Source organism: Nereida sp., assembly GCF_965655635.1.
In the GTDB taxonomy this organism is placed as follows: domain Bacteria; phylum Pseudomonadota; class Alphaproteobacteria; order Rhodobacterales; family Rhodobacteraceae; genus Nereida.
Map to the genome: position 1 here is coordinate 1 of NZ_CBFHHE010000003.1, position 23,608 is coordinate 23,608.

At 53.9% G+C, this 23,608-nt stretch carries 24 protein-coding genes; 13 read left to right on the forward strand and 11 right to left on the reverse strand.

The annotated features are described in order from the left end of the window. Positions 1–1,096 (forward strand): nicotinate phosphoribosyltransferase (locus ACTF5M_RS01420; protein ID WP_438959334.1); only part of this gene is annotated, 1,096 nt, incomplete at its 5' end. Here ACTF5M_RS01420 and arfB read toward each other — a convergent pair. The 5 genes from arfB to ACTF5M_RS01445 all read right to left on the reverse strand — a co-directional run bounded on the left by arfB (position 1,093) and on the right by ACTF5M_RS01445 (position 5,423). Then, positions 1,093–1,512, reverse strand: coding sequence for an alternative ribosome rescue aminoacyl-tRNA hydrolase ArfB (gene arfB / locus ACTF5M_RS01425; RefSeq protein WP_416367045.1), 420 nt, complete (start codon positions 1,510–1,512; stop codon positions 1,093–1,095). The two genes, ACTF5M_RS01420 and arfB, sit on opposite strands and share 4 nt — an antisense overlap. 264 nt (positions 1,513–1,776) lie before the next feature. Further along, complete coding sequence (locus tag ACTF5M_RS01430; RefSeq protein ID WP_048598803.1) at positions 1,777–2,409, reverse strand: queuosine precursor transporter; 633 nt, start codon at positions 2,407–2,409, stop codon at positions 1,777–1,779. A 111-nt stretch (positions 2,410–2,520) separates the two neighbouring features. Further along, complete coding sequence (mepA, locus tag ACTF5M_RS01435) at positions 2,521–3,441, reverse strand: penicillin-insensitive murein endopeptidase (RefSeq protein WP_048598624.1); 921 nt, start codon at positions 3,439–3,441, stop codon at positions 2,521–2,523. Continuing rightward, complete coding sequence (locus tag ACTF5M_RS01440) at positions 3,425–4,801, reverse strand: MFS transporter (RefSeq protein WP_334067532.1); 1,377 nt, start codon at positions 4,799–4,801, stop codon at positions 3,425–3,427. Before ACTF5M_RS01440 ends, mepA begins: the two co-directional genes overlap by 17 nt. Positions 4,802–4,874: 73 nt before the next feature. Next, on the reverse strand, positions 4,875–5,423 hold the full coding sequence (locus ACTF5M_RS01445; protein ID WP_438959335.1) for an acyl-CoA thioesterase: 549 nt from the start codon (positions 5,421–5,423) through the stop codon (positions 4,875–4,877). Between the two features lie 147 nt (positions 5,424–5,570). Between ACTF5M_RS01445 and ACTF5M_RS01450 the strand changes: the two genes are divergently transcribed. Then, positions 5,571–5,864 (forward strand): YggT family protein, encoded by a 294-nt coding sequence (locus ACTF5M_RS01450; protein ID WP_048598627.1) that lies wholly within the window; start codon positions 5,571–5,573, stop codon positions 5,862–5,864. Between the two features lie 14 nt (positions 5,865–5,878). Here the strand turns inward: ACTF5M_RS01450 and ACTF5M_RS01455 are convergent, their stop codons facing one another. The 3 genes from ACTF5M_RS01455 to ACTF5M_RS01465 form a co-directional block, all read right to left on the reverse strand. Further along, positions 5,879–6,553 (reverse strand): FkbM family methyltransferase, encoded by a 675-nt coding sequence (locus ACTF5M_RS01455; protein WP_334067529.1) that lies wholly within the window; start codon positions 6,551–6,553, stop codon positions 5,879–5,881. An 81-nt stretch (positions 6,554–6,634) separates the two neighbouring features. Beyond that, positions 6,635–7,036 (reverse strand): DUF6165 family protein, encoded by a 402-nt coding sequence (locus ACTF5M_RS01460; RefSeq protein WP_334067527.1) that lies wholly within the window; start codon positions 7,034–7,036, stop codon positions 6,635–6,637. After that, the gene (locus ACTF5M_RS01465) at positions 7,029–8,399 is read right to left on the reverse strand and encodes a tetratricopeptide repeat-containing glycosyltransferase family protein (protein WP_334067525.1); all 1,371 of its coding nucleotides are present in this window, start codon (positions 8,397–8,399) and stop codon (positions 7,029–7,031) included. Before ACTF5M_RS01465 ends, ACTF5M_RS01460 begins: the two co-directional genes overlap by 8 nt. Before the next feature lie 85 nt (positions 8,400–8,484). Between ACTF5M_RS01465 and ACTF5M_RS01470 the strand changes: the two genes are divergently transcribed. From ACTF5M_RS01470 to yaaA, 3 genes are read left to right on the forward strand one after another with little or no spacing between them, the layout of a single operon-like run. Further along, a complete protein-coding gene (locus ACTF5M_RS01470; protein WP_334067523.1) occupies positions 8,485–8,910 on the forward strand; it encodes a hypothetical protein in 426 nt (141 codons plus the stop codon). Between the two features lie 11 nt (positions 8,911–8,921). Further along, positions 8,922–10,958, forward strand: coding sequence for a DNA helicase RecQ (gene recQ / locus ACTF5M_RS01475; RefSeq protein WP_438959336.1), 2,037 nt, complete (start codon positions 8,922–8,924; stop codon positions 10,956–10,958). Between the two features lie 50 nt (positions 10,959–11,008). Further along, positions 11,009–11,782, forward strand: a complete 774-nt coding sequence (gene yaaA, locus ACTF5M_RS01480; RefSeq protein ID WP_438959337.1) for a peroxide stress protein YaaA — start codon at positions 11,009–11,011, stop codon at positions 11,780–11,782. Here the strand turns inward: yaaA and ACTF5M_RS01485 are convergent. Continuing rightward, positions 11,770–13,524, reverse strand: coding sequence for an ATP-binding protein (locus ACTF5M_RS01485; RefSeq protein ID WP_438959338.1), 1,755 nt, complete (start codon positions 13,522–13,524; stop codon positions 11,770–11,772). The two genes, yaaA and ACTF5M_RS01485, sit on opposite strands and share 13 nt — an antisense overlap. Positions 13,525–13,643: 119 nt before the next feature. Here ACTF5M_RS01485 and ACTF5M_RS01490 point away from each other — a divergent pair, with 119 nt between their 5' ends. Then, positions 13,644–13,847, forward strand: coding sequence for a hypothetical protein (locus ACTF5M_RS01490; RefSeq protein WP_391480893.1), 204 nt, complete (start codon positions 13,644–13,646; stop codon positions 13,845–13,847). A gap of 35 nt (positions 13,848–13,882) precedes the next feature. Here the strand turns inward: ACTF5M_RS01490 and serA are convergent, their stop codons facing one another. Together serA and ACTF5M_RS01500 are read right to left on the reverse strand one after the other, a co-directional pair. Beyond that, entirely contained in the window at positions 13,883–15,478 is a 1,596-nt protein-coding gene (gene serA, locus ACTF5M_RS01495) for a phosphoglycerate dehydrogenase (RefSeq protein ID WP_438959339.1), read from the reverse strand. Positions 15,479–15,581: 103 nt separating this feature from the next. Continuing rightward, entirely contained in the window at positions 15,582–16,721 is a 1,140-nt protein-coding gene (locus ACTF5M_RS01500) for a phosphoserine transaminase (RefSeq protein ID WP_438959340.1), read from the reverse strand. A 248-nt stretch (positions 16,722–16,969) separates the two neighbouring features. On the opposite strand from ACTF5M_RS01500, the gene serB reads away from it, so the two are divergent. The 7 genes from serB (at position 16,970) to ACTF5M_RS01535 (ending at position 23,573) form a co-directional block, all read left to right on the forward strand. Beyond that, positions 16,970–17,830, forward strand: coding sequence for a phosphoserine phosphatase SerB (gene serB, locus ACTF5M_RS01505; protein ID WP_438959341.1), 861 nt, complete (start codon positions 16,970–16,972; stop codon positions 17,828–17,830). Continuing rightward, positions 17,823–18,581 carry a TSUP family transporter gene (locus ACTF5M_RS01510; protein ID WP_438959342.1) on the forward strand — a complete coding sequence of 253 codons (759 nt, stop codon included), beginning with the start codon at positions 17,823–17,825 and terminating at the stop codon, positions 18,579–18,581. The genes serB and ACTF5M_RS01510 overlap by 8 nt, the downstream gene beginning before the upstream one ends. Positions 18,582–18,592: 11 nt before the next feature. Further along, a complete protein-coding gene (gpmI, locus tag ACTF5M_RS01515) occupies positions 18,593–20,089 on the forward strand; it encodes a 2,3-bisphosphoglycerate-independent phosphoglycerate mutase (protein WP_438959343.1) in 1,497 nt (498 codons plus the stop codon). A gap of 77 nt (positions 20,090–20,166) precedes the next feature. Beyond that, positions 20,167–21,204, forward strand: coding sequence for a murein hydrolase activator EnvC family protein (locus tag ACTF5M_RS01520; protein ID WP_438959344.1), 1,038 nt, complete (start codon positions 20,167–20,169; stop codon positions 21,202–21,204). Positions 21,205–21,255: 51 nt separating this feature from the next. Further along, entirely contained in the window at positions 21,256–22,593 is a 1,338-nt protein-coding gene (locus ACTF5M_RS01525; RefSeq protein WP_438959345.1) for a S41 family peptidase, read from the forward strand. A gap of 6 nt (positions 22,594–22,599) precedes the next feature. Further along, positions 22,600–23,082, forward strand: a complete 483-nt coding sequence (locus ACTF5M_RS01530) for an RNA pyrophosphohydrolase (protein WP_438959346.1) — start codon at positions 22,600–22,602, stop codon at positions 23,080–23,082. Further along, positions 23,079–23,573 carry a hypothetical protein gene (locus ACTF5M_RS01535; protein WP_438959347.1) on the forward strand — a complete coding sequence of 165 codons (495 nt, stop codon included), beginning with the start codon at positions 23,079–23,081 and terminating at the stop codon, positions 23,571–23,573. The genes ACTF5M_RS01530 and ACTF5M_RS01535 overlap by 4 nt, the downstream gene beginning before the upstream one ends. Positions 23,574–23,608 lie beyond the last annotated feature (35 nt).

Here is a 23,608-nt window from a genome sequence, read left to right on the forward strand (position 1 = left end):
GTTGCGCGAGCAGCTTGACCATATTCGTAGTCTGTCTTTGACGCGCGGTGAAAGCACATGGATGCGCGGCAATACTTTTTATGGCAAGCGCCAGATGTTCCGCCCTGATTTCATGGACTGGTTTGAATCCCTCACGCTGCCGGAATACCATCTTGAGCGTATCGGCGATCAGTATGAATTGACCTTTGAGGGGTCATGGCCAGAGGTCATGTTGTGGGAAATCCCGGCGCTGTCTGTTTTGATGGAGCTTCGCGGGCGCGCGGTTTTGGGCGAGATGGGTCGCTTTGAATTACAGGTCCTTTATGCCCGCGCCATGACTAAGCTGTGGGGCAAAATTGAAAAATTGCGCACAGTAGACAACCTGATGATTGCTGATTTTGGTACGCGCCGCCGCCACTCATTTTTGTGGCAGGACTGGTGTGTACAGGCGATGACCGAAGGGTTGGGCAATTCGTTTCTGGGAACATCCAACTGCTTGATCGCCAAGAACCGGGACCTTGAGGCGATTGGGACTAACGCGCATGAATTGCCGATGGTTTATTCTGCGCTTGCTCAAACGGATGAAGAATTGGCCCAAGCGCCTTATCAGGTTTTGTCGGATTGGCATGACGAGCACGAAGGTAATTTACGTGTGATCCTGCCTGACACATACGGCACGCAAGGGTTCCTTGACCGTGCTCCTGATTGGCTTGCGGGGTGGACGGGTATTCGCGTCGACAGCGGTGATCCCGCCACGGCCGCCGAGACTGCGATTGCGTGGTGGAAAGAGCGTGGCGAGGACCCAACCAAGAAGCTGATCATCTTTAGTGATGGTTTGAACGAAGATAAAATCGTGCAACTGGCCAAACAGTTTGACGGGCGCTGTCGCGTCTCGTTCGGGTGGGGTACGCTTTTGACCAACGACTTCCGAGGCCTGACTGACGGTGACCGGCTTGCGCCATTCTCGATGGTTTGCAAAGCGGTTGAGGCCAATGGGCAGCCCACCGTGAAGCTGTCTGATAATCCCAACAAGGCGATGGGCCCGGTGGATGAAATTGCGCGCTATAAGCGTGTGTTCAACGTAGGTGAGCAAGTCGCACAGAGCGTCGAAGTTTAATCATCAGTACTGACTTTACCGCGCAAAGACTTCACCTCGCCACGGTTCTTTTTGGCGGCAAGCCTACGTTTTTGACTGCCCCAAGTGGGTTTTGTTGCAACGCGCTTTTTTGGTGTTTCAAGCGCTTTTCGGATCAGATCACGTAGGCGTTCACGGGCAATCTCGCGGTTGCGCGCCTGTGATCTGGTTTCTTCTGCGCGGATAACGATAGCGCCTTCGGTCGTCCACTTTTGACCCGCGAGCCGCTTTAGCCGTGCTTTAACAGGTGGCGCAAGATTGGGCGAACGGGCCGCCTCAAAACGCAACTCAACCGCCGTTGCAACTTTGTTCACATTCTGCCCGCCCGGTCCGGACGAGCGCGTAAAGCTCTCGGTCAACTCCCAATACTGCAGGGTGATTTTGTTGCTAATCATCATGATAAACGCGGCCAGTTCGGGTCTTGTTGTAAAAGTAAAAAGGGCCGCCCAATTGGTGAGCGGCCCTTTCGAGATCAAGGAGGTGGGTAGGTTAGATACCAGCGTCGCGCTGGTCCCACTTCGGGGCTATCGCCCTAAGGTCTGCCGTTAGAGGCGTGCCTCCCGAATTGTCCCGTTACCTGTCTCCAATGCTTCTCTGATCACTGGATCACCTCCTTCCGTTTTGTTTCCGATACCTGAATGTTTGCACAGCTATCGAAAATCTCAAACAGTTTTTTGCGGCCCTTTGCCCAAGCTAGCGACAAGCAGCCGAAACGGGATAAGTGCGATCAAGGCAAGTGATAGTTTCACCATCCAGTCAGCTACGGCCAGCGAGACCCAAAGCGGCGCAGGTCCACCGACGCCCAAGATGGGCAAAACATCGCCAGCCCATGATACATCGTTGGCAGGCTCGATGAACGACAGGCTTGCCGAAAATGCGATGGTGAAGAACAGCGCCGTATCAATGGATGATCCAATCACAGTCGATGCCAGCGGGGCTCGCCACCAAGTGCCGTTGCGCAGGCGATCAAAGATTGCGACATCAAGCAATTGTGCGACCAGGAAAGCTGTACCTGATCCAAGCGCGATGCGTAGGGTTACGGCAGGGCCGAATTCAAGCATTACTTGCGTGCCGACCAGTGAGCAAATGACGCCAACGACAAAGCCTGAAAACACTACGCGGCGCGCAGCGCTTGGGCCATAAAGGCGGTTCATCAGGTCGGTGACAAGGAAGGCGATAGGGTAGGTGAATGCACCCCAAGTTAGCCAATCGCCGAGAAGAAATTGTACAAGAATGTTTGAAGCGACCACGACAGCGGCCATAGCCAGAATGCCTGGCAGGTAAGAACGTTGCATAATGTAGATCCGTTTTACAAGGTTGCGGAGACTCGGCCCAAGCGCGTGCACGATGGACACGCTGCGTTTAGGCGCGTTGTGCAAACCTTGCAAGAAAAACCTAAATGTTGGCTAGTCCGCGCGTAGGACCGCGGTGCATTGCGCGGGCAGATCGTTCAGCGTTAATTCGCGTCGTTTCTGCGGTGGCGGTGCGTTGGGATCAGGGGGTGGCGGATCAAGGATGTCGCGGACCCATTTGCGCGCGTCATCGCAACCGTCGCCCTTAGGCGGTGCCGGCTGACTAACGCACGCGGTATCGCCTTTGGGACAGTTTAAGCGGACGTGAAAATGATAGTGGTGACCCGACCAAGGCCGAATTTTATTGAGCCACGATTTGTCACCGGTTTCAGCATCACACATGGCAACTTTTGCACCTGGAAAGACAAAAATCCGCGCAGTGCGGCTATCTTTTGCCGCAGCCCGCAGGATGTTCATATGCGCAGGCGTCCAGTTGTCGTTGGTATAGGCGCCTCGCGCGCGCCGTGTAGAGATTGACGATATATTTTCCCGCTCGGAGGCTGTGAGGTTCAACCGCTGGGGCGGAAGCATCCAGACATCAATGCCAAGTCCCGTTTGGTGACTGCGATGCCCCGTCAGCATTGGGCCACCACGGGGCTGCGCCATATCGCCGATGTAAAGACCCTCCCAACCAGGTTGGGTAGCTGCAAAGCGTGATAGCTTCTGAACATAATCAATAGTGTTGGGATGCGCCCAGTTTCGACCGCGCGACAGGCGCATTGCTTGCCATGTTGGCCCTGTCTCGGTCAATGCCTCGGCACCTGCTAAACAGCCTTTTGCGTATCCGCCGATCGCTTGTGGTGTCGTGGCTGCTGGCGTTTTCGCGGCTCCGAATTGCACTTTGGCAAGTGTGGTGCGCTCGGCCTGTGTCAGGGTTGGCCGCTTTGTTTGTGCGCCTGAAATATCACGGTCTGAACTTGCCCCGCAGGTAGCTAAAAATGTTGTTGCTGCAATTGCGCTAAGTACTCGTCTCATACACTTCCCCTTTCGGATTGACCCACCTTAGCAAGATAAGCCCCAGAAGGAACAACCCCACGACAGGCGCGATGCCCAGACGCGGAGAGTTGGTAATCGTCGTTGTGATGCCGATCAATGCAGGGGCCAGAAATGCTGTTGCTTTGCCGGACAGGGCGAAAAAGCCGAAGGCCTCGGTCGGGCGCTCTGGGTCGGCGTGGCGCACCATCAGCGATCGACTTGCCCCTTGCAGCGCACCGCCCGCGCCACCAATAACCGCGCCGCAGATATACATGACGATGTCGGGAACTGCGCTGCCTTGGGGCAGGGGCACTCCGAAGAACATCTCGCGGGACATAGCAACCAAGCTGATGCAGACTGAAACGAGCGCGAAAATACAAAAGATGATGACGGGTTTTGGACCAAATCGTTTGTCGCACACACCGCCCACATAGGTGAACAATGTCGCGGCTAATGCGCCTGTGATGCCAAACACGCCGATCATTGTGATGGACCAGTCGAGCACCAATGCCGCGTAGACGCCACCAAAGCTGTAAAGGCCGTTAAGCGCGTCGCGGTAGAACATGGACGAGCCGAGATAGCATGCAAGACTACGCCTTTTCACGATTGCCCCAAAAGACAAGCGCAGTTCACTCAAGGCGGTAGAAACGGAAGTTTTCTGATGCTGGGACGTGTCCTCGCGAACCCACAAAAAGAAGGGTATCATGAACAGCGCAAACCAAAGGGCTGTGAACGGCCCAACGGATCTGGTGCCTTCGCGGGCATCAGCATCAAGACCCAAGATCGGATCAAGGCCAATGAATGTTTTGCCTGTATCGCCTTCGGCAAAAAAGAGCAGTATGATCACAAGCGAGACCACACCACCGGCATAGCCAATAGCCAACCCTGCGCCACTGATCTTGCCAACTTCGTCGCTTGGCCCAAGACTTGGCAGCAATGCATTGGTGAAAATAAGCGCAAATTCTGCGGCAACGAACGCCACACAAAACATTGCCAGAGCCAAATAAAGCCCCGTACCGTCAGGTTGCAAAACCCACATGAAGCACGCGGAGAGCACGAACAAAATTGAAAACCCGACCACATAGGGTATGCGGCGGCCAGAGCTGTCGGCGTAGGCGCCAATGAACGGTGCGGTGATGGCAATTAGTAGGCCTGTGGCAGTTTGCCCCCAAGACCAAAGCGCTTGGGATTGCGCATCAGCGGTTGCTTCATCAAGTCCCGTTCCGATGAAGTATTGCGTGGCGACCACTGCAAAATACGGTGCAAAAATGAAGGTCCACCCAAGGGTGTAGAAGGGCTGCGCGGCCCAATCGAAAGCCATCCAGCCCCAAACGCGTTTTTTCAATTCGGTGTTTGCCATAGGCCCGCCCATTCCGCTGATGTATCACAAAGAATAAGACGCGGGACGGGGGGCGTTTGGCAACCCTTGGTTTTCAGAGCTCAGACACAATTTCTGGTGGCCAAGGGCGGGTTCCGTCTGCATCGATCCAGTTTTGCACCCATTCTGGTGGCGTTGGGGATGTAGTCGTGTCCTGTCCAAGCTGCTGCAAAACCAAAGCGGGTGGCACAATCCCGTTGGGGCCTGTCACTGCAGACCGATAGAGCGCCTGATTGGCGGTTTCGCCATTCGCTTTAATCATGACTTGCTCAAGATAGATGAACCGGTCATCCCAGCACAGCGCGCGGCCTTTGGTTTCGAACTTTTCAAACGGCCTGATGCGGCGGCGATAGCGCACGGACACTCCGGCCATGGTCAAGCCCCAGTTGTTTGCGCGCAGAACTTTAAGCAAGCCCGTGCGCTTTGCCAGCACTGTGCGGTTGAGATCAAGCAGCGTCAGGATGCGGCCGTTGTTCATCTCAAAGTAGTAATCGATGTCCTGTGGCCAACAGCGGTGTGTGCTGGTGTGTGTGCCAGTCACCGGAATCGGTGCGGCGTTTCGATGGCCGACAAGTTCTTTGATAACACGAATGATGGGATACATGGGTGACGACCTTTCATTCCCTAGATAGGTATCTTTACCTGCGCGTCACAGGGTAATTTCAGCGTCTAACGTCACGGAAAGCAGTTGTTCTTGAGCTGAAGCGCGCTTACCTATGCACAAACAAGAGAAACAAAGGGGCCGCTACCCATGCAATCGCTTTACGAAATTCTGATGCTGATCCTTGATGTGATTTGGTTTGTTATGATTGCGCACATCTTGATGTCGTGGCTTTTGAACTTCCAAGTGTTGAATATGGGGCAGCCGATTGTTGCGCAAATCTGGTACGGGCTGAACCGTTTGCTTGAGCCGATTTACACGCCGATACGCCGTTTTCTGCCGGACATGGGCGCGCTTGATCTTGCTCCGTTGGTGGCGTTCATCGGTTTGATCGCGGCACGGATTGTGTTGCAAAATAACGCGGGCTTTTTCTACGGGTTTTGAGCGACGTTGCGGCGCTAGATTTTACCGAAATTACGATGCACGAACAGATCATCGGGGCCGCAAAATTCAATAAGTTCATAGCCGTTGGCCCGCATGATCGCAGGAATTTCGGGGCCGCTGGTGTTGTTCTCAATACTCCAGCTTTTGACGCGGTGCTCCGCAAACGGAAAATCTTGCAAGCACTGGACCTCGCCTCCTTCAATATCAAGGCTGATGAAGTCGGGGTGTGGGATATCTAGATCCAGAAGAAGTGTGGAAAGCCGCCGCGTTTCGACCTCAATCACTTCTTCTTTGTGCCGCTGGTCAGCGCGAACTTTAGCCAGCATATTGGTATCGTAACTCTCGGCGAGACCACTCATTTGGGTATAGCCCTGCTGCACTTCTATAAAGCTGGCCGCGCCATCATTGTTGCTGACTGCAAACCCAAGGCATGGGCAGCGGCGCACTGTTTTGGCCTTTTGCAAATTGCGTGGAACAGGCTCTACCAATGCGCCGGTCCAGCCCCTAAAAACCTCTAGAAAAAGCGTATTTGATCCGGTGACGCCATCAAAACCACCCACATCAATGAATGTTCCAGGCTTGCCACCAAACAACCTATCGATGACCGCGTCTTGGCCCGCTTGTGACGTGTAGCTGTAGTCAGCGGATTTCGTGCAGTTGACGATTAAGTGCTGCACGCGAGCGGTCATTGCGATCCTTCAAGGCGGCGTTGATGGCCGCCTCTGCTGCTGCAAAATGGCGTTTCCCTTCACGGAGGTGTTTTGAAGGCTTCATGCGCTTTTGCTCAGTGTGGCGTAAGATTTTTCTTCAATAATTTCTGAGTCGAGGTGGACGTTGATCTCGCGCTTTGGGCGCGCGCGTTCATCGTTCGTGACGTAGACGGCTCTGGCAAGGTCAACGAATGCATCGTCGAACGACCCGCTGCGCTCGCAAATACGGATGTCATCCTCAATGTCCCAAAGCTTGGCATTCACTTTTTGCAACTCGTCCGTCAGCTTTGTGAGTTGCGTTGATGGGGCTATGTGTTGCGCCGCAGTATCCTCTAAAATACGCAGTTCATACGCCACGTTTTTAAGCTTTTCTGCATAAGCGATTTTTTCAAGCTTAAGGCGCAAAATCGTAATTTTATCTAGTACTTCGCCGGGCGAAACAGGGGTGAGTATGTTATCCATGTGGCGCTATCCCGCTACTCATCAAGCTCTTTAAATCACTTACAACTTCATCGAATACCGCATCCCAATCACGGGGTTTTGGTTGGCGATACAGGCGCATGCTGGGGCACCACGGCGTTGTCGTGCTGCCCTTGCCATAAAGCCAGAAACTGTCCCAATGCAGAAGGTTCCAAACGGGTTTCCCAAAGGCGCCTGCAATATGCGCGATGGCGGTATCCATGGTTACGATTAGATCCATCTCGGCAATGACGGCGGCACTGTCAGCAAAGCTGCGATCAGACGAGGCGAGATCGACAACCAGACCTGAGGTGCCATCGCTATGAAACGCATCAAGGTAGGGGCCTTTGTAAAGCGAGTAGCATTGCACGTCATCAATGGCGGCCAGACGGAGCAAGTATTTATGATCAAACTTGCGAAAGTCATTGCCCTTGTATGTGGCAGAGCCGGACCAAACGACACCAATTTTGAACAGGTTTTTGTGTGGGGAAACAGCGCGCTTGGCATGACTAATGCTGTCATCTGGTAAAGACAGTTTTGTACATTCTGGAATGCTAATACCACTTGCGAAAGCATGCATGGGTATGTCGAGCATACTGGTCCAAACGTCGAATTCTGGTGCATCAGCCGGGTCCGAGATGAGCAGATCTACGCCTTTAACTTGAGCGAGCATCGGCGCGATTTGGGGTTTTGCGAGTAATATGACGCGCGCACCTAGTGAGGCTAACCAAGGGATAAAACGAGCGAATAAAACGCAATCACCAAAGCCCTGTTCAGGGAAAACCATGATCGTTTTGCCGGTGATATCGTCACCTGCCCACTTGGGTTTTGCGACTTTTGGTGGTGTTATTTCTGCCTGCTCCCATCGCGCTTGATAATAGGCAAAGCCTTCCGCGTAATTTCCCGCTGTTAGGTGTGAAAAAGCCAACTGCATCCGCAGTTCAGCATCATTGGGGCAGGTTTCAACGGCCTTGCTTAGGTATGTGATTGCCCTGTCTAGATCACCCGCGATCCGCATGCTTCGTCCGGCGAGGGCGATCTGATCGGGGCTGTCTGGCGACTTTGAAATCAGTTCAAGCCGCAGCGCGCATGACTGCTCAAGCTCACCCATGTCCCCCAGAATATTCGCCAGATTATTATACATATCGCCCGAATGAGGATCGAGCGCGAAGGCCCGCTTTTGAGCCAGTAAAGCCTGTTCGAAATTCTTCGTTTTCCGCAGCAATATACCAAAGTTGGTCCACGCGCCCGCGTCCATAGGATGCCGTGCCAGGTAGCGCGTATAGAGGGGCATCGCCTCTTGCCATTTACCTGACAAGTGCAGCGCATCTGCCCTCTCCTTTATGGAGATTGGCTGTGTTTTCATCTCGATACTCAAATACTCAATAAAACTTTCATCAGCGCATCTCTTTCTTAGGAGCAAATTAGGTTCTTTTTGTGAAATAAGAGAGATGAATTACTTAATCGTTAGTTTGGGCGTGTGTTTTGTATTTGCGTTGGGCTGTGGCGTTTATGTGCTGCGGGACCTTGGCGTTGGTGGTTTGCTTGTTGGCATAGCGCCCGCGTTTTTGCACAGTTTGGCGTTTGCTTTGGCGGGTTGGCTGCTGTTTGAGCGCCGTATCGCGGTGCTTGCTTGGTGTGTTTTTCTGGCGACGATCGGTATTGGTTTTGAATTGGCGCAACATGTGATTTTGCCCGATTGGCTTCCAAATACTCTCCGCGCGTATAGTGCCCACGGGGTTTTTGATCCTTTGGACGCGGCCGCAACGGTACTTGGTTTTTTTGTTGGATATGCACTTATTGGGTGGCGGCAGAGCACCTCTATATCTTGTGGTACTGGCAGTGGCATGGCACATTGTAGGCAGCAGCAGATATAGACAGGCCTTCAATGAAAAACCCGCAGAGCATTTTGCGTGACACGTTTGGATTCGATGATTTCCGCGTGGGACAGCGCGAGATTGTGGACGCCGTGATAGCGGGCAAAAACACCTTGGCGATTATGCCAACAGGTGGGGGGAAATCGCTGTGCTTTCAGCTTCCTGCTTTGGTTCGCGATGGGCTAACTGTCGTTATATCACCATTGATTGCGTTGATGCGGGACCAAGTCCGCGCCCTTCAGGAGGCGGGTGTTGCAGCCGGTGCATTGACGTCAGGCAACACCGAAGAAGAAACGCAGGCTGTATTTGATGCTTTGTCTGAGGGCCGCCTCAAGCTGCTTTATATGGCGCCAGAACGGCTTTCGGGCACTGCAACTTTTAACATGTTGCAGCGATCCAATGTCTCTTTCATTGCGGTAGACGAGGCCCATTGCGTCAGCCAGTGGGGGCACGATTTCAGGCCTGATTACCTGCGGATTGGGGCGCTGAGGCAGGGTTTGAATGTACCGCTGGCTGCTTTCACGGCAACTGCCGATCAAGAAACACGCGAAGAAATTGTTGAAAAGCTGTTCGCGCAAGAAGCGCCAGAGACGTTTTTGCACGGCTTTGACCGGCCCAATATCGCCTTGGCTTTTGATGTGAAAAACAGCCCACGACAGCAAATTCTGAACTTCGTTGCTGCGCGTAAAGGGTTGAGCGGAATTGTCTACACGGGGACCCGCGCCAAGACCGAAACGCTTGCGCATGCGTTGCGCGAGGCGGGGCATAGTGCGTGCAATTATCACGGCGGTATGGAGCCTGAGGCCCGCCGCGAGGTGGAGCGCCGATTTCAACAAGAAGACGGGCTGATCGTTTGTGCGACAGTCGCGTTTGGGATGGGTATCGACAAGCCTGACATCAGATGGGTCGCGCACGCTGATTTACCAAAGTCGATCGAAGGCTATTACCAAGAAATTGGGCGGGCCGGTCGGGATGGTGCACCGGCTGACACGTTGACACTTTTTGGTCCCGATGATGTTCGTTTTCGCCGGACACAAATTGATGAAGGGCTTGCTCCGGCTGAACGGCGCATCGCGGATCATGGTCGGCTGAATGCACTGATGGGTTTGGCAGAGGCGCTCGGTTGCCGCCGTGTTCAGCTGCTGGCTTATTTTGGGGAAACGTCCGAGCCGTGTGGCAATTGTGATCTTTGCGACATCCCTGCGGATACATTTGACGCCACAACGCCCGTGCGCATGGCCCTGTCGGCAATTTTGCGCACAGGTGAATGGTTTGGCGCGGGTCACCTCATCGATATTTTGCGCGGGGACAAAACCGAAAAAGTGTTAGCGCGTAGCCACGATACCCTGCCAACTTTTGGGGTCGGGACCGAGTGGAGTAAGCGCGAGTGGCAGGCCATTTTTCGCCAAATGATGGGACACGATTTGGTGCGTCCAAACCCTGAACGCCACGGCGCGCTGACGATGACCGAGCGTGCACGCCCGATTTTGCGCGATGAGGAGGGGATCACCCTGCGCCGCGACACGATCCAAGCAACACGTACGGGTCCGGCGGTAAAAACATTGGTCGGCGAAGAGGACGCGCCGCTTCTATCCGCCCTAAAAGCCAAGCGACGTGGCTTGGCTGAGCGCGCCAATGCGCCAGCTTACGTTATTTTCAATGACAAAACCTTGATAGAGATGGCGCAAACACGGCCACAAACTTTGGATGATATGGCGCGGATCGGCGGCGTGGGTGCCAAAAAGCTTGAGCGGTACGGCGCTGAATTTTTGCAAGTGATCGCGGGTGAAGTCGCCGCAATGCATCCGCAGCGGCGAAAAATGGCAGGTAAAACCGAAGGCTCGACCTATGATCGATTGCTTGAGGTGCAAAGTGATTTGATGCGCGGCGAAGATGGTACGGCCAAACCGCTAAGTTGTTCTGCATCCCTTCTTGCGCGTTTGGTAAAGCAGCGTCCGCGTGATTTGAGTGGTGTGGAGCGGTTGCTTGGCGATAAGCGTGCGGACAGGTTTGGCGATGCGTTTCTTGAGGTGCTGCGCGAGGCTTGAGATTGGCGGAGTTTCCTCTAAATCATTTATTAACGACGAGGAGTGCAGCAATGCTGGTTACAATTTCGCCTGCCAAGGCCCTGAACTGGGACGCGCAAGATGGCGTTGCCATGACCGATCTACAGTTTCCCAAAGAGGCGTTTGAGCTTGCGAAAGTCTCGCGTGACTTGTCGATTGATGAGTTGCGCAAGCTAATGCACATCAGTGAAGACTTGGCACAGTTGAATGCAGACAGGTTTGCGGCCTACTCCGAAAACCCTGCTACGGAGGCGGTTCGGCCTGCGGCGCTGGCGTTCAACGGCGATACTTATCAGGGTCTTGAGTTCAAAACGCTTGACGAAGATGCTGTGCAATATGCGCAAAACCACCTGCGTATTTTGTCTGGGCTTTACGGCGTTTTACGTCCGCTTGACGGGATGCAGCCCTACCGTCTTGAAATGGGCAGCCGTTTAAAAACGGATCATGGCGCTACGCTTTATGCCTATTGGGGTGCGCGGATCGCTAAAGCTTTGAACGCGCAAGCAGAAGAAGTTGGCGCGACTGCTTTGGTCAATTGTGCCAGCCAAGAGTACTTTAAGGCTGTCGACAAAAAGACGCTAAACATCGATATTATCACGCCCAAGTTTTTGGAAAACAAAGGCGGTCGTTCAAAAATGGTTAGTTTTTACGCCAAACGTGCGCGTGGGGCGATGGCGCGCTTTGTGATCGAAAACCGTGTGACAGATTTGGACGGCCTTAAACAATTCGACAGTGGCGGTTATGTTTTTGAGCCAAGTGAAAGCGATAACAAGACGCTCACGTTTGTACGTCCTTACCCTAGCTGACCCTGTGCGGTATCTCCGCTTAGGGGGAGTGCGTCGTCTGGTCGATAGCGGCTGATCATCTCAACGGTTTGTTTTTTCTTGAGCGGCTTGGCGAGGTAGTGATCAAGGCCGCATTCCAAAAGCTCTTGTGAGTCCTCGTTCATGATGTGTGCAGTGAGGGCGCAGATGGGCGTCTTAGCGCCCCAATCAGTTGCCCTGATTGCGCGTGTCGCGTCTTTTCCGTCAATTTCCTGCATTGAGATATCCATAAAAATTAAGTCGGGATCAATATTGGCGGCGGCTTCGATGGCCTCTTTTTCATCACTGGCAAATGTCACATCCACGTTCAGCGGCTCTACCATTTTAGAGAAGACAAGACGGTTTGTGGCGTTGTCTTCGGCAGCCAAAATCCGCATTTTTCGGAGCTCGGAAACTGGCTGATAGTTTGCTGTTTCAACTTGCAAAGTTACGCCGAAAACCGATCCATCGCCTTCAATAGAATCGACCCAAATGGTACCATTCATTAGTTCGACCAATTGTTTGCTAATGGCGAGGCCAAGTCCAGTGCCGTCAAACCGGCGGTTCTGAGCTGCCTCTACTTGGGTAAATTCGCCAAAGATTTCAGATAATTTAGTGGTGGGAATACCGATCCCAGTGTCTTCAATCTCTATGCTTAGCGTTGGGGGTGATATGGCAAAACTCCCATTCACACGAATTGAAACGGCCCCTTCGGAGGTAAACTTGATCGCGTTGCCTACCAGGTTCGTGATGATCTGGCGCAGCCGTCCAGGATCCGCGATGAGAGTATTTGGCACGCAGGGGTTTAGATCAAGATCAAGCTCGATACCTTTATTTTCCGCAGCAGGCCGCAGCAGCATAATGACTTCGGATAGCAACTGTTGCAGGTCGAAAGGCTCAGGGAAAAGCGAAAGACGCGTGGCTTCCATTTTGGAAAAATCAAGCACGTCATTGATGATGACCAGCAGCGCCTCTGCTGAGTTATATATCGTGTCGACGAACAGTTTTTGTTCGTCATCAAGCTGTGTGTCGCGCAGCAAATCGGACATGCCGACGATGCCGTTCATGGGGGCTCTGATCTCGTGAGACATATTGGCGAGAAAGGCCGACTTGGTGCGGCTGGCTGTTTCGGCTTTGCGTTGGGCCACCTCAATCTCGCGCTGATGTGTGATGGTCTCGGTAATGTTTATGACAAGTGATACGATGTCCCCGTCAGCGCCGCGACGGTCCATCACGCGCACATACTGACCGTTCCACAACCGCACGGTTACTGGCTCCATTTCATCGTGCATCCAGCGTTGCAGCATCATTGTGCGCCAGTCAGAAGGCGTCATCTCGCCCGTGTCGATCAACCCTTCTTCGCAAGGGAGTTGCAGCATGATCCCAGGTTGGACTTCTTCCAGCCCGTCAAACAGCCGTACATAGGCGGGGTTTGACAGGATCATGCGGTTGTCTGTGTCAAAAATCGCGAAACCGTCGCGAACTGTTTCAATGCTGTCCCAAAGCCGGCGTTCGGTGCGGTCAACTTTTTCTTCAGCGATCGTCAGGTCCGATTTGACCCGTGTGGTTTCGCCGACTGCGGACACAACCGCTTTGCGCGTTTCAACAATCTCATCTGAAAGTCGGCGTGCATAAAGGCCAAGTTTGCGATTGGCAGCCATCAGCTCGCCCTGCTTGTGTTCAAGCAGATGCTCCGCCTTAAGGCGCAGGCGTCGTTCTTCGGAAAGCCGTTGGTTGATATCCATCCCCGTCCTCGTTTGGTGCTTCGTGTTGGCTAACGGTACGGTCAAAGTGATGAAAAAAGCGTTAGCGGCTGGCCAGTTGCGGCGTGCCCCCTAGTTCTTTTTGCAAATAGGAGTACGCAATGTTTGGTCCCTCACGTTCAGAACTTTGGTTTCGGCTGCTCGCGTCAATTGCTGGGCTGGCGTTCATGGTCATCGCGGTGAGTATTCGCGGCGTGTCCGGCATGGCGTGGGTAGAAGTTGTTGGTCTGTCATCCATTTTCTTTGGCGGTACGGCGGTTTGGGCTGGTTGGAAACTATGGACACAAAAAGGCCCGCGAGATTAAGCGCGGGCCTTCGTCGTGAAATTGTGAGGTGGCTACTATTTTACGTCGAACGCAAGTGGCCGTACTTGTTTGAACATACCGGTAGTATTCAAGGCAGTGATCACGTCATCTGGAATCGGGTGATCGATGTATAGAAGCGCGATTGCCTCACCACCAACTGCCGCTCGGCCCAACGTAAAGTTGGCGATGTTCACGCCGTTTTTGCCCATTGCGTTACCCAACAACCCGATAATGCCCGGCACGTCTTCGTTTGTGGTGTAGAGCATATTTTGACCGATCTCCGCATCAATGTTGATGCCTTTGATCTGGATGAAGCGTGGCTTGCCATCGCTAAAGACCGTACCGGCCACAGAGCGCTCACGCTTTTCGGTAACAACGGTCACTTTGATATAGCCGTCAAACGCACCGGTTTTGTCTTGGTTTGTGGTGCTGATTTGGATGCCTTTGTCTTTGGCAATAACTGGTGCAGATACGACGTTCACATCTGGGTTGGCCTTTTTCATGATGCCAGCCACAACAGCACAGTTCAGCGCTTCGAGGTTCATTTGTGCCACGGTGCCATCATACAGAATGTTGATCGCTTTGATCGGCTCGTCGGTCATCTGACCCGTGAAGTTGCCCAAGTGTGACGCCAGCTCAACCCAAGGGCCCATGACCTTGGCTTCTTCGGCCGTAATGGATGGCGTGTTAAGCGCGTTCTCAACCGCGCCGGTCAGCAGGTAGTTGGCCATTTGATCGGCAACTTGCAGCGCTACGTTTTCTTGTGCTTCAGTTGTGGCGGCGCCCAAGTGCGGGGTGACGACAACGTTTGGCAAGTTGAACAGAGGGCTTTCGGTTGCGGGCTCCACGGCGAAAACATCGAACGCCGCACCAGCCACATGACCAGATTTCAAGGCTGCAGCCAGCGCATCCTCATCAACCAATCCACCACGCGCACAGTTGATAATGCGGACGCCCTTTTTCATCTGGGCCAGACGTTCTGCGGTGATCATATTTGCGGTTTGTTCGGTCTTTGGAACGTGCAGCGTAATGAAATCAGCCTTTTCGAACAGCTCATCCAGCTCAACTTTGGTGACGCCCATTTTGTCGGCTTTTTCTTCAGACAAGAACGGATCAAAGGCCAACACTTTCATTTTAAGGCCTTTGGCGCGGTCACAAACGATTCCACCGATGTTACCTGCACCGATTACGCCAAGTGTTTTACCCGTGAGCTCAACACCCATGAATTTGGACTTTTCCCATTTGCCCGCATGCGTGGAGGCGCTTGCTTCGGGGATTTGGCGTGCCACAGCAAACATCATCGCAATCGCATGTTCGGCGGTTGTGGTCATATTGCCGAAAGGGGTGTTCATCACGATGATACCCTTTTTTGAGGCGGCGTCTTTGTCGATGTTGTCTGTACCAATGCCTGCACGGCCAATAACCTTCAGGTTGTCAGCCGCGTTGATGATTTTCTCAGTCGCTTTGGTGGCAGAGCGAATGGCCAAACCGTCATATTTTGGGATAGCGGCCAGCAGGGCTTCTTTGTCTTTGCCGAGGTCTGGCATGAAGTCCACATCAATGCCGCGATCACGGAAAATTTGAACTGCTGCTTCTGAAAGTTTGTCGGAAATGAGTACTTTAGGGGCCATGGTGCATGTCCTTTTGAATAAGTGCCCCCGATGCGTTTGCGCGATCTGATGGGGCTGAATTTTGAAAGAGAGTGGGCGCGAGGCGTTGGCCTCGCGGTATCAATTAAGCGTCAAGCTCGGCGTGGAACGCCCAGTGTAGCCACGGCAACATTGCTTCAATGTCCGAGGTTTCCACAGTACCGCCACACCAAATGCGCAGCCCGGCGGGTGCATCGCGGTAGGCACCCACATCAAGAGCAACACCTTCTGCTTCCAACCGTTTTGCCACGGCTTTCGCAAAAGCGGCCCCATTTATGATGCGCGAATCTGTGAACTTTAGACACACAGACGTGAACGAGCGCGTTGCGGGATCAACGGCCAGATTGTCGATCCAATCGTTGTTGTCGCAAAAATCCCAAATCGCTTGGGCGTTTGCTTGCGCGCGTGCTTTGAGGCCAGTGAGGCCGCCGACCGATTTGGCCCACTCAAGGGCAAACAAATAGTCTTCGACGCACAGCATTGAGGGTGTGTTGATCGTCGCACCAGAGAAAATACCATCGATTAATTTGCCACCTTTCGATAGGCGGAAAATCTTTGGCAACGGCCATGGTGGCGTGTAGCTTTCAAGGCGCTCAACTGCGCGTGGGCTAAGGATCAAAATGCCGTGGGCCGCTTCGCCGCCCAGAACTTTTTGCCAAGAGAACGTCGTTACATCTAGTTTATCCCAAGGCAAAGACATCGCAAAAGCAGCCGATGTGGCGTCGCACAGGGTAAGACCGGCGCGGTCAGACGGGATCGCATGGCCATTCGCCATACACACACCAGACGTAGTGCCGTTCCACGTAAAGCAGACATCATTATCATAATTCAGAGAGGCCATGTCCACGATTTCGCCGTACTCGGCAGTGTGAACAGTGTGTTCGATTTTTAGCTGTTTGACAGCGTCAGTCACCCAGCCCGCGCCAAAGCTTTCCCATGCAACCATCTCGGCAGGACGCTCACCAAGCAGTGACCACATGGCCATTTCATATGCACCCGTGTCGGATGCGGGAACAATGCCGATTTTGTAATCAGCAGGAATATCGAGGATTTCACGTGTGGTCTCGATCGCTGCCTTCAGCTTGTCTTTGCCAACAGCTGCGCGGTGCGAGCGGCCTAAGGGCGCATCACGAAGTGCATCAAGTGTCCAAGTGGGGGGTTTTGCACATGGTCCGGATGAGAATCGCGGATTAAGCGGCTTGGTCGCCGGTTTCGTCGTCGTCATAATATCTATCCTTACAGATAAGTGCCCTTCGTTGGGGAAGGGTGTCCCACCGCCGGACATACGGGTACTGCACCTGCGAAACAACTCTGAAAATGGGCCTGTGGCGGCAGCCCGCACACTTTTTGCGACGTATTTTGAGCGGATTGGAAACTTTTGCTGAAAAATCGCCGCTTTGCGGGGGTGCAAACAGGCCAGAGGGGTTGTGGCTTTGCGGGTGCTGGTGTGAATAGGACCAAAGGAGACCCGCCATGTATATTGCCTCGCTCATTGGCCCCCGTTTGGATGCAGCTTTGGTTGATGCGTTGCGCATGGCCTGGGGCGGGCAGGAACCGGTTCACCTTTGCCCAGGTGAGGCTGCGGAGTTCGCCATCGCAGATACCCCTTCCAATTTGTGGGACGTGTGGGCCGATCTTCAGCGTGAGCATGTTGATCTGGTTGTACAGCCTGCCATCGGCCGCAAAAAAGCGATGCTTTTGGCTGACATGGACAGCACTATGATCCGCCAAGAGTGCATCGATGAACTGGCTGATGAGGCAGGTTTTGGGGAACGCGTTGCCGCCATCACGGCGCGCGCCATGAAAGGTGAGTTGGACTTTGAGGAAGCTATTATCGAGCGGGTCGGCTTGCTTAAGGGATTGCCCGAAGCAGTCATTCAAAAAGTGCTGGATACGCGTATTGAGATGATGCCCGGTGGGGCCACTTTGCTTGCAACGATGCGGGCAAACGGCGGTTATGCTGCACTTGTTTCTGGTGGCTTCACGGCGTTCACAGAGGCCGTTGCCGCTGAGCTTGGGTTTGATGAAAATCGTGCCAACACACTGTGCGCCGAAGTTGGCGTTCTGACGGGTGAGGTTGGCCGCCCAATTCTGGGACAACAAGCCAAAGTAGATGCGCTTGAACAAATCACGGCACGCCTTGGGATTGAGGCTGACGAGGTGATTGCCGTTGGTGATGGAGCCAATGATCTGGGCATGTTGTCACGCGCAGGAACCGGCGTCGCACTTCATGCCAAACCATCAGTGGCTGAGCAGTGCAGTGTGCGCATTAACCACGGTGATTTGACTGCGTTGCTGTATCTTCAGGGGTATTCGAAAGACCAGTTTGTTTGAGGTCGGCCCAGAGCTTCTTGCGCTTTTGCTGGCGGTCGCTTTTGTTGCGGGCTTTGTAGATAGCATCGCGGGCGGCGGCGGCCTGATTACGCTGCCAGTATTGTTGCTGGCGGGTGCAACACCGCTTCAGGCGCTAAGCACCAACAAAGTTCAGGGGTGTTTTGGCTCGGCCACCGCTGCGATAAGTTATGCGCGCGCGGGCTTGGTCAATTGGCGTAGCCAGTTTCGGTGGGCGGTGCTCGCTTTTGGTGCCTCACTGATAGGCGCTTTCGTTGCAAGTGCGCTGCCTATTGGATTGATCCGCGGTATCTTGCCAGTGGTTTTGATTGGGGTCGCGCTGTTTTTTGCCTTTAAGCCTGACCTTGGAAACGTAGACCGCAAAGCGCGGCTGGCGCCGGTGATGTTCGGGCTGATCTGTGTGCCAATCGTTGGGTTCTATGACGGTGTTTTGGGGCCGGGTGCGGGGTCTTTTTATATGCTGGCGTTCGTCATGTTTGCAGGGTTCGGGGTGCTGAAGGCGACGGCGCACACGAAACTGCTCAATTTTGCCAGTAACATCGGTGGACTGGTGATGTTTGCGTTGGTAGCTGACATCTGGTGGGCCACGGGCCTTGCCATGGGTGTCGCACAAATTGGTGGTGCAAGCGTGGGCGCGCGGTTTGCAATGCGCGCCGGAGCGCGTGTGATCAAGGGGTTGGTGGTTGTGACTTCCGTGGCGTTGGCGCTGCGGTTAATGTGGGAATGGATCTGAGGAGTGCTGAGATGAAGCCTGTAGTTTTGTGTATTTTGGACGGTTGGGGATTGCGCGAGGAAGCGGATTTTAACGCGCCAAAACTCGCCCATACGCCAAACTTTGATCGCATCATGCAGGGCCCTTCTGCGCAGCTTTTGACACACGGCAATGATGCCGGTTTGCCAACAGGTCAGATGGGCAACTCCGAGGTTGGTCACACAAACATTGGTGCAGGCCGCGTCGTCGCGATGGATTTGGGGCAAATTGATCTTGCGATTGAGGACGGTTCGTTCTTTGAAAATGCCCAGTTGCAGGCGTTTATTTCGACACTTCAACAAAGTGGTGGCACGGCGCATTTGATGGGCGTTGTCAGCGATGGTGGTGTGCATGGACACTTATTGCACATCGCGGCAGCGGCAAAAGCCGTTTGCGACGCGGGGGTGCCGTGCGTGGTGCACGCCATCACCGATGGGCGCGATGTTGCGCCAAAATCCGCAGATCACTTTATGGCCGAATTGGCAGCAGCTCTACCAGAGCAGGCCCGTATCGTGAGTGTTACAGGTCGTTACTTTGCGATGGACCGCGACAACCGCTGGGAACGCGTCAGCACTGCATATAACGCTATGATCCGCGCTGAAGGTAATGCGGCCCATGCCAGCGACGATGTCGTGCAGGCGGGCTATGCACAAGACATTACTGATGAGTTTTTGCCCGCCAGCGTTATTGACGGTTACGAGGGTGCCAAAGATGGTGACGGCTTTTTCTGTCTGAATTTCCGTGCTGATCGTGCGCGCGAGATTATGGCCGCCATCGCTGCACCCACGTTCGATGACTTTGATCGTGGGACACCTGTTAAGTGGGCTGCGATTTTGGGTATGGTCAGCTATTCTGATGCACATTCACGCTATATGTCGGTGGCTTATCCGAAGCAGAAAATTGTCAACACTCTGGGCGCTTGGGTGGCCAAGCAAGGCAAGCGCCAATTCCGTTTGGCCGAGACAGAAAAATACCCCCATGTGACGTTCTTTTTGAATGGCGGCCAAGAACAGCCAGAAGTTGGTGAGGACCGCTATATGGCGCCGTCGCCCAAAGTCGCGACTTATGATTTGCAACCTGAAATGTCGTGCAACGAAGTGACAGAAAAGTTCGTTGACGCGATTGGCGCGGGGTACGATTTGATCGTCACCAACTATGCCAACCCCGATATGGTTGGACACACGGGTGATTTGGACGCTGCCACTTCTGCATGCGAAGCTGTCGATGCAGGGTTGGGGCAGGTTCTGTCAGCGCTCGAAGCCGCCGGTGGGGTGATGATTGTGACCGCAGATCATGGCAACTGTGAGGTCATGTGGGACGCTGAAACGAACGGACCACACACTGCGCATACGTTGAATCCAGTGCCTGTGGCGTTGGTTGGGCATGACGCAAAACTGCGCAACGGTCGCTTGGCTGATTTGGCGCCAAGCCTTCTCAAATTGATGGGCCTACCCAAGCCCGACGAGATGACCGGAGACGCGCTCTTTTGATCCGAACGGCCTTCATATGTCTTTTGTTGGTTAGCACATTTTTTGCGCCTCAGGTTTCGCTGGCGCAAAACGCTCGCATGACTGCGCAAGAGGCGGCAGACGCGGCCGCTGATGAATTGATTCGTGCATCGATCGCGCTTAAGGATGCCGAAAGCGCGCCAGACCGGATTACCGCGTTGACCGAAGTTGTTGATGCCTATGAAGCCGGCTTGAGCGCGCTGCGTTCAGAGGTGCGGCGCGCGGCCCTTCGCGAACGGGTGCTGTCCCGTGAGCTATCAGAAAAATCTGCGGAAATTTCGGGGCTGTTGGCGGTGATGCAGACAGTTGGCCAAGCGCGTGGCCCACAAGTCACACTTCATCCCAAAGGAGCATTAGGCACAGCGCGGGCCGGCATGATGGTGGGTGCTGTGGTGCCTGCACTTCAATCACAAGCTGGATCGCTTTCAGCGCAATTGATCGAATTACAGATTGTCCGGTCCTTACAGGATGCGGCGCGTGAAGATTTGCTGGCGGGGCTAGACGGTGTGCAGACCGCGCGTACAGAACTAAGCGAGGCAATTTCACGCCGCACAGATCGGCCCAGAAGGTTTTCTGAAGACCCAGTTCGTATGGCGTTGTTGCTGGATGCCAGTGAAACGTTGGCGGCTTTTGCCTCGGGGCTTGCGAACCGTGGTGCTGCAGACATTGACGTAATCACCCCCCTAAAAGGTCAGCTTTCGTTGCCGGTGGATGGTGCTGTATTGCGCCGTTTCGGCCAGCCTGATGCAGCAGGTATCGTACGGCCCGGCTGGATCATGGCGACTGCACCGCAGGCACGGGTTACAACGCCAATGGCAGCGACTGTGCGGTATCTTGGCCCGTTTTTGGACTACGGCAACGTTATCATTCTTGAGCCAGCAACGGATGTCTTGGTCGTTTTGGCTGGTATGAAACGGGTTTTTGGCTCTGCCGGGCAGGTTGTTGAAGCAGGCGATGTTGTCGGGCTGATGGGCGGATCTGACGTAATTTTGAGCGAAACGACGCAGGTGGGTGGCGCATCACGCTCAGAAACGCTCTATATAGAATTAAGAGAAAACGATACGCCGGTGGATCCCGCCGAGTGGTTTGCACAGTAAAAATAAGCTGGGCCGAGCCGTAGAACCATATTGGCCCCAGAGAGGAATGTGATGAAAAAACTTGTGATGGCTGCCGCCGTTGGCACTCTTTCGAGCGTTATTTTGACAACTCAAGTTGCCGCTCCGCTGTTGGCGCAGGACACCCAATCCTCCGGCAATGTATATCAACAACTTGATCTGTTCGGCGATATTTTTGAGCGCATCCGTAGCCAGTACGTCGAGGAAGTAGATGAGGGTGAACTGATCGAAGCGGCGATTAACGGCATGCTTACGTCGCTTGATCCACACTCAAGTTATTTACCGCCTGCGGACGCAGAAGCGATGCAGGTTCAAACACGTGGCGAGTTTGGTGGCTTGGGCATTGAAGTGACCCAAGAAGAGGGTTTCGTGAAAGTTGTGGCGCCCATGGACGGAACGCCTGCGGATGAAGCGGGCATTCTTGCGGGTGACTTCATTACTCACGTGGACGGTGAAGGCCTTCTTGGACTGGGCCTAGATGAAGCTGTTGAAATGATGCGCGGCTTGGTTGGCACGGATATTGTTTTGACAGTTGTGCGCGAAGATATTGACGAGCCATTTGATGTCACAATCACCCGCGATGTGATTAAACTAACGGCTGTGCGTGCGCGTACTGAAGGTGACACTGTTGTATTGCGGGTCAGCACGTTCAACGATCAGACCTATCCAAACTTGAAAGACGGCTTGGAAGAGGAGATCGAAAAAGCTGGCGGTCTTGATGATATCAACGGCGTTGTGCTTGATTTGCGCAACAACCCGGGCGGGCTTTTGACGCAATCGATCCGCGTCTCAGATGCATTTCTGGAGAAGGGCGAGATCGTGTCTACTCGTGGCCGTGAGGCCAATCAGGGCGAGCGTTTCAATGCCACACCGGGTGACTTGATTGACGGAAAGCCGCTGGTGGTTTTGATCAATGGTGGTTCTGCGTCAGCCTCTGAAATTGTTGCGGGTGCCCTTCAGGATCATCGCCGTGCGATTGTGATTGGTACCAAAAGCTTTGGTAAGGGCTCGGTCCAAACTGTCATGCGGATGCGCGGTGATGGTGCGATCCGCCTAACGACAGCGCGGTACTACACGCCTTCAGGCCGCTCTATTCAGTCTCTTGGGGTGTCACCAGACATCATTGTTGAACAGCCCCGCTTGGATCCGACCGGCGCCGAAGATGTGGATGCTCCGGCGCGTGCGTCACGTTCCGAGGCAGACTTGCGCGGATCGCTGAACAACGACAGCCTGACTGAGGATGAGATTGAACAGATTGAAGCAGACCGCGAGCGTGCGCGTGCAGCCGCAGAACTTCGCACGGAAGATTATCAACTGGCCTATGCGATTGATATCCTCAAAGGGCTTAGTGCCCTAAGCCCGCAGGAGTAAGCAACCGTGACACCTGAAGAAATTGCGGCGCTGCCGTATCGTCCTAACGTTGGCATTATGCTGGCAAATAAAGACGGCCTTGTGTTTATGGCACAACGTTTGGATCGGTTCTCAGATGCATGGCAAATGCCGCAGGGTGGCATCGACGAGGGTGAAGATGCTCAAGTCGCCGCACTGCGCGAGCTTGAAGAAGAGACCGGTGTGCCTGCGTCTGCTGTGACAGTTGAGGCCGAAACGGATGGGTGGATTCAGTATGATCTACCCCATGATTTGGTGCCGCAATTATGGAAAGGGCGCTATCGCGGCCAAGAGCAGAAGTGGTTTCTTTTGAGGTTTCATGGGGATGATGCATTGATCAATATAGCCACTGAAGAGCCTGAGTTCTCAACGTGGAAATGGATGCCTGCATCGCAGATTGTCGATGCGATTGTGCCGTTCAAGCGCGGTGTCTACAAGGCCGTTTTGGCAGAGTTTCAGCATAAGCTATGAGCGTTTTTCGCTGTGCGCTAGTGGCGGTGATGCTTTGCACAGCGGGACAAGCGCAGGCGCTGAGTTGCCTGCGCGCAGATGCTGCTAGTACTTATTTGAAAGCTGCAAACTCAGATGCGCAATACATGGTGGTTTTGGGGCGTTTTCTTTTTGATGAGCGTGCGCTGAAAACTGCTGCAGAAGATATGCAGCAGTCACGTCACGCGCGACAAACGCCAGCGCGGTTTAGTGGCCATTATCTGACGAAGGCTGGCTTTGTCTTTCCTTGGAGCAGTACGATTGGCCTGCAGGCGGATTGCGCTGCTTCATGGTGTGGAAGCCTACAAAGTGGTGCGCAAACTCTTGCATTTGTGCAAACTAATGGGGTGGATCACACCCTGCATCTTTCGCCGTGTGGTGACACAACATTCGTCAATCCGAATGCAGGTGATATTGGCACTGTCGTTGCGTGTCACAAGGGCCGCCAGTGTGGATCGAGCACGACACGCTAAATGCGCTGGCAAAAGCCGCCAAGTCCTACCACGAA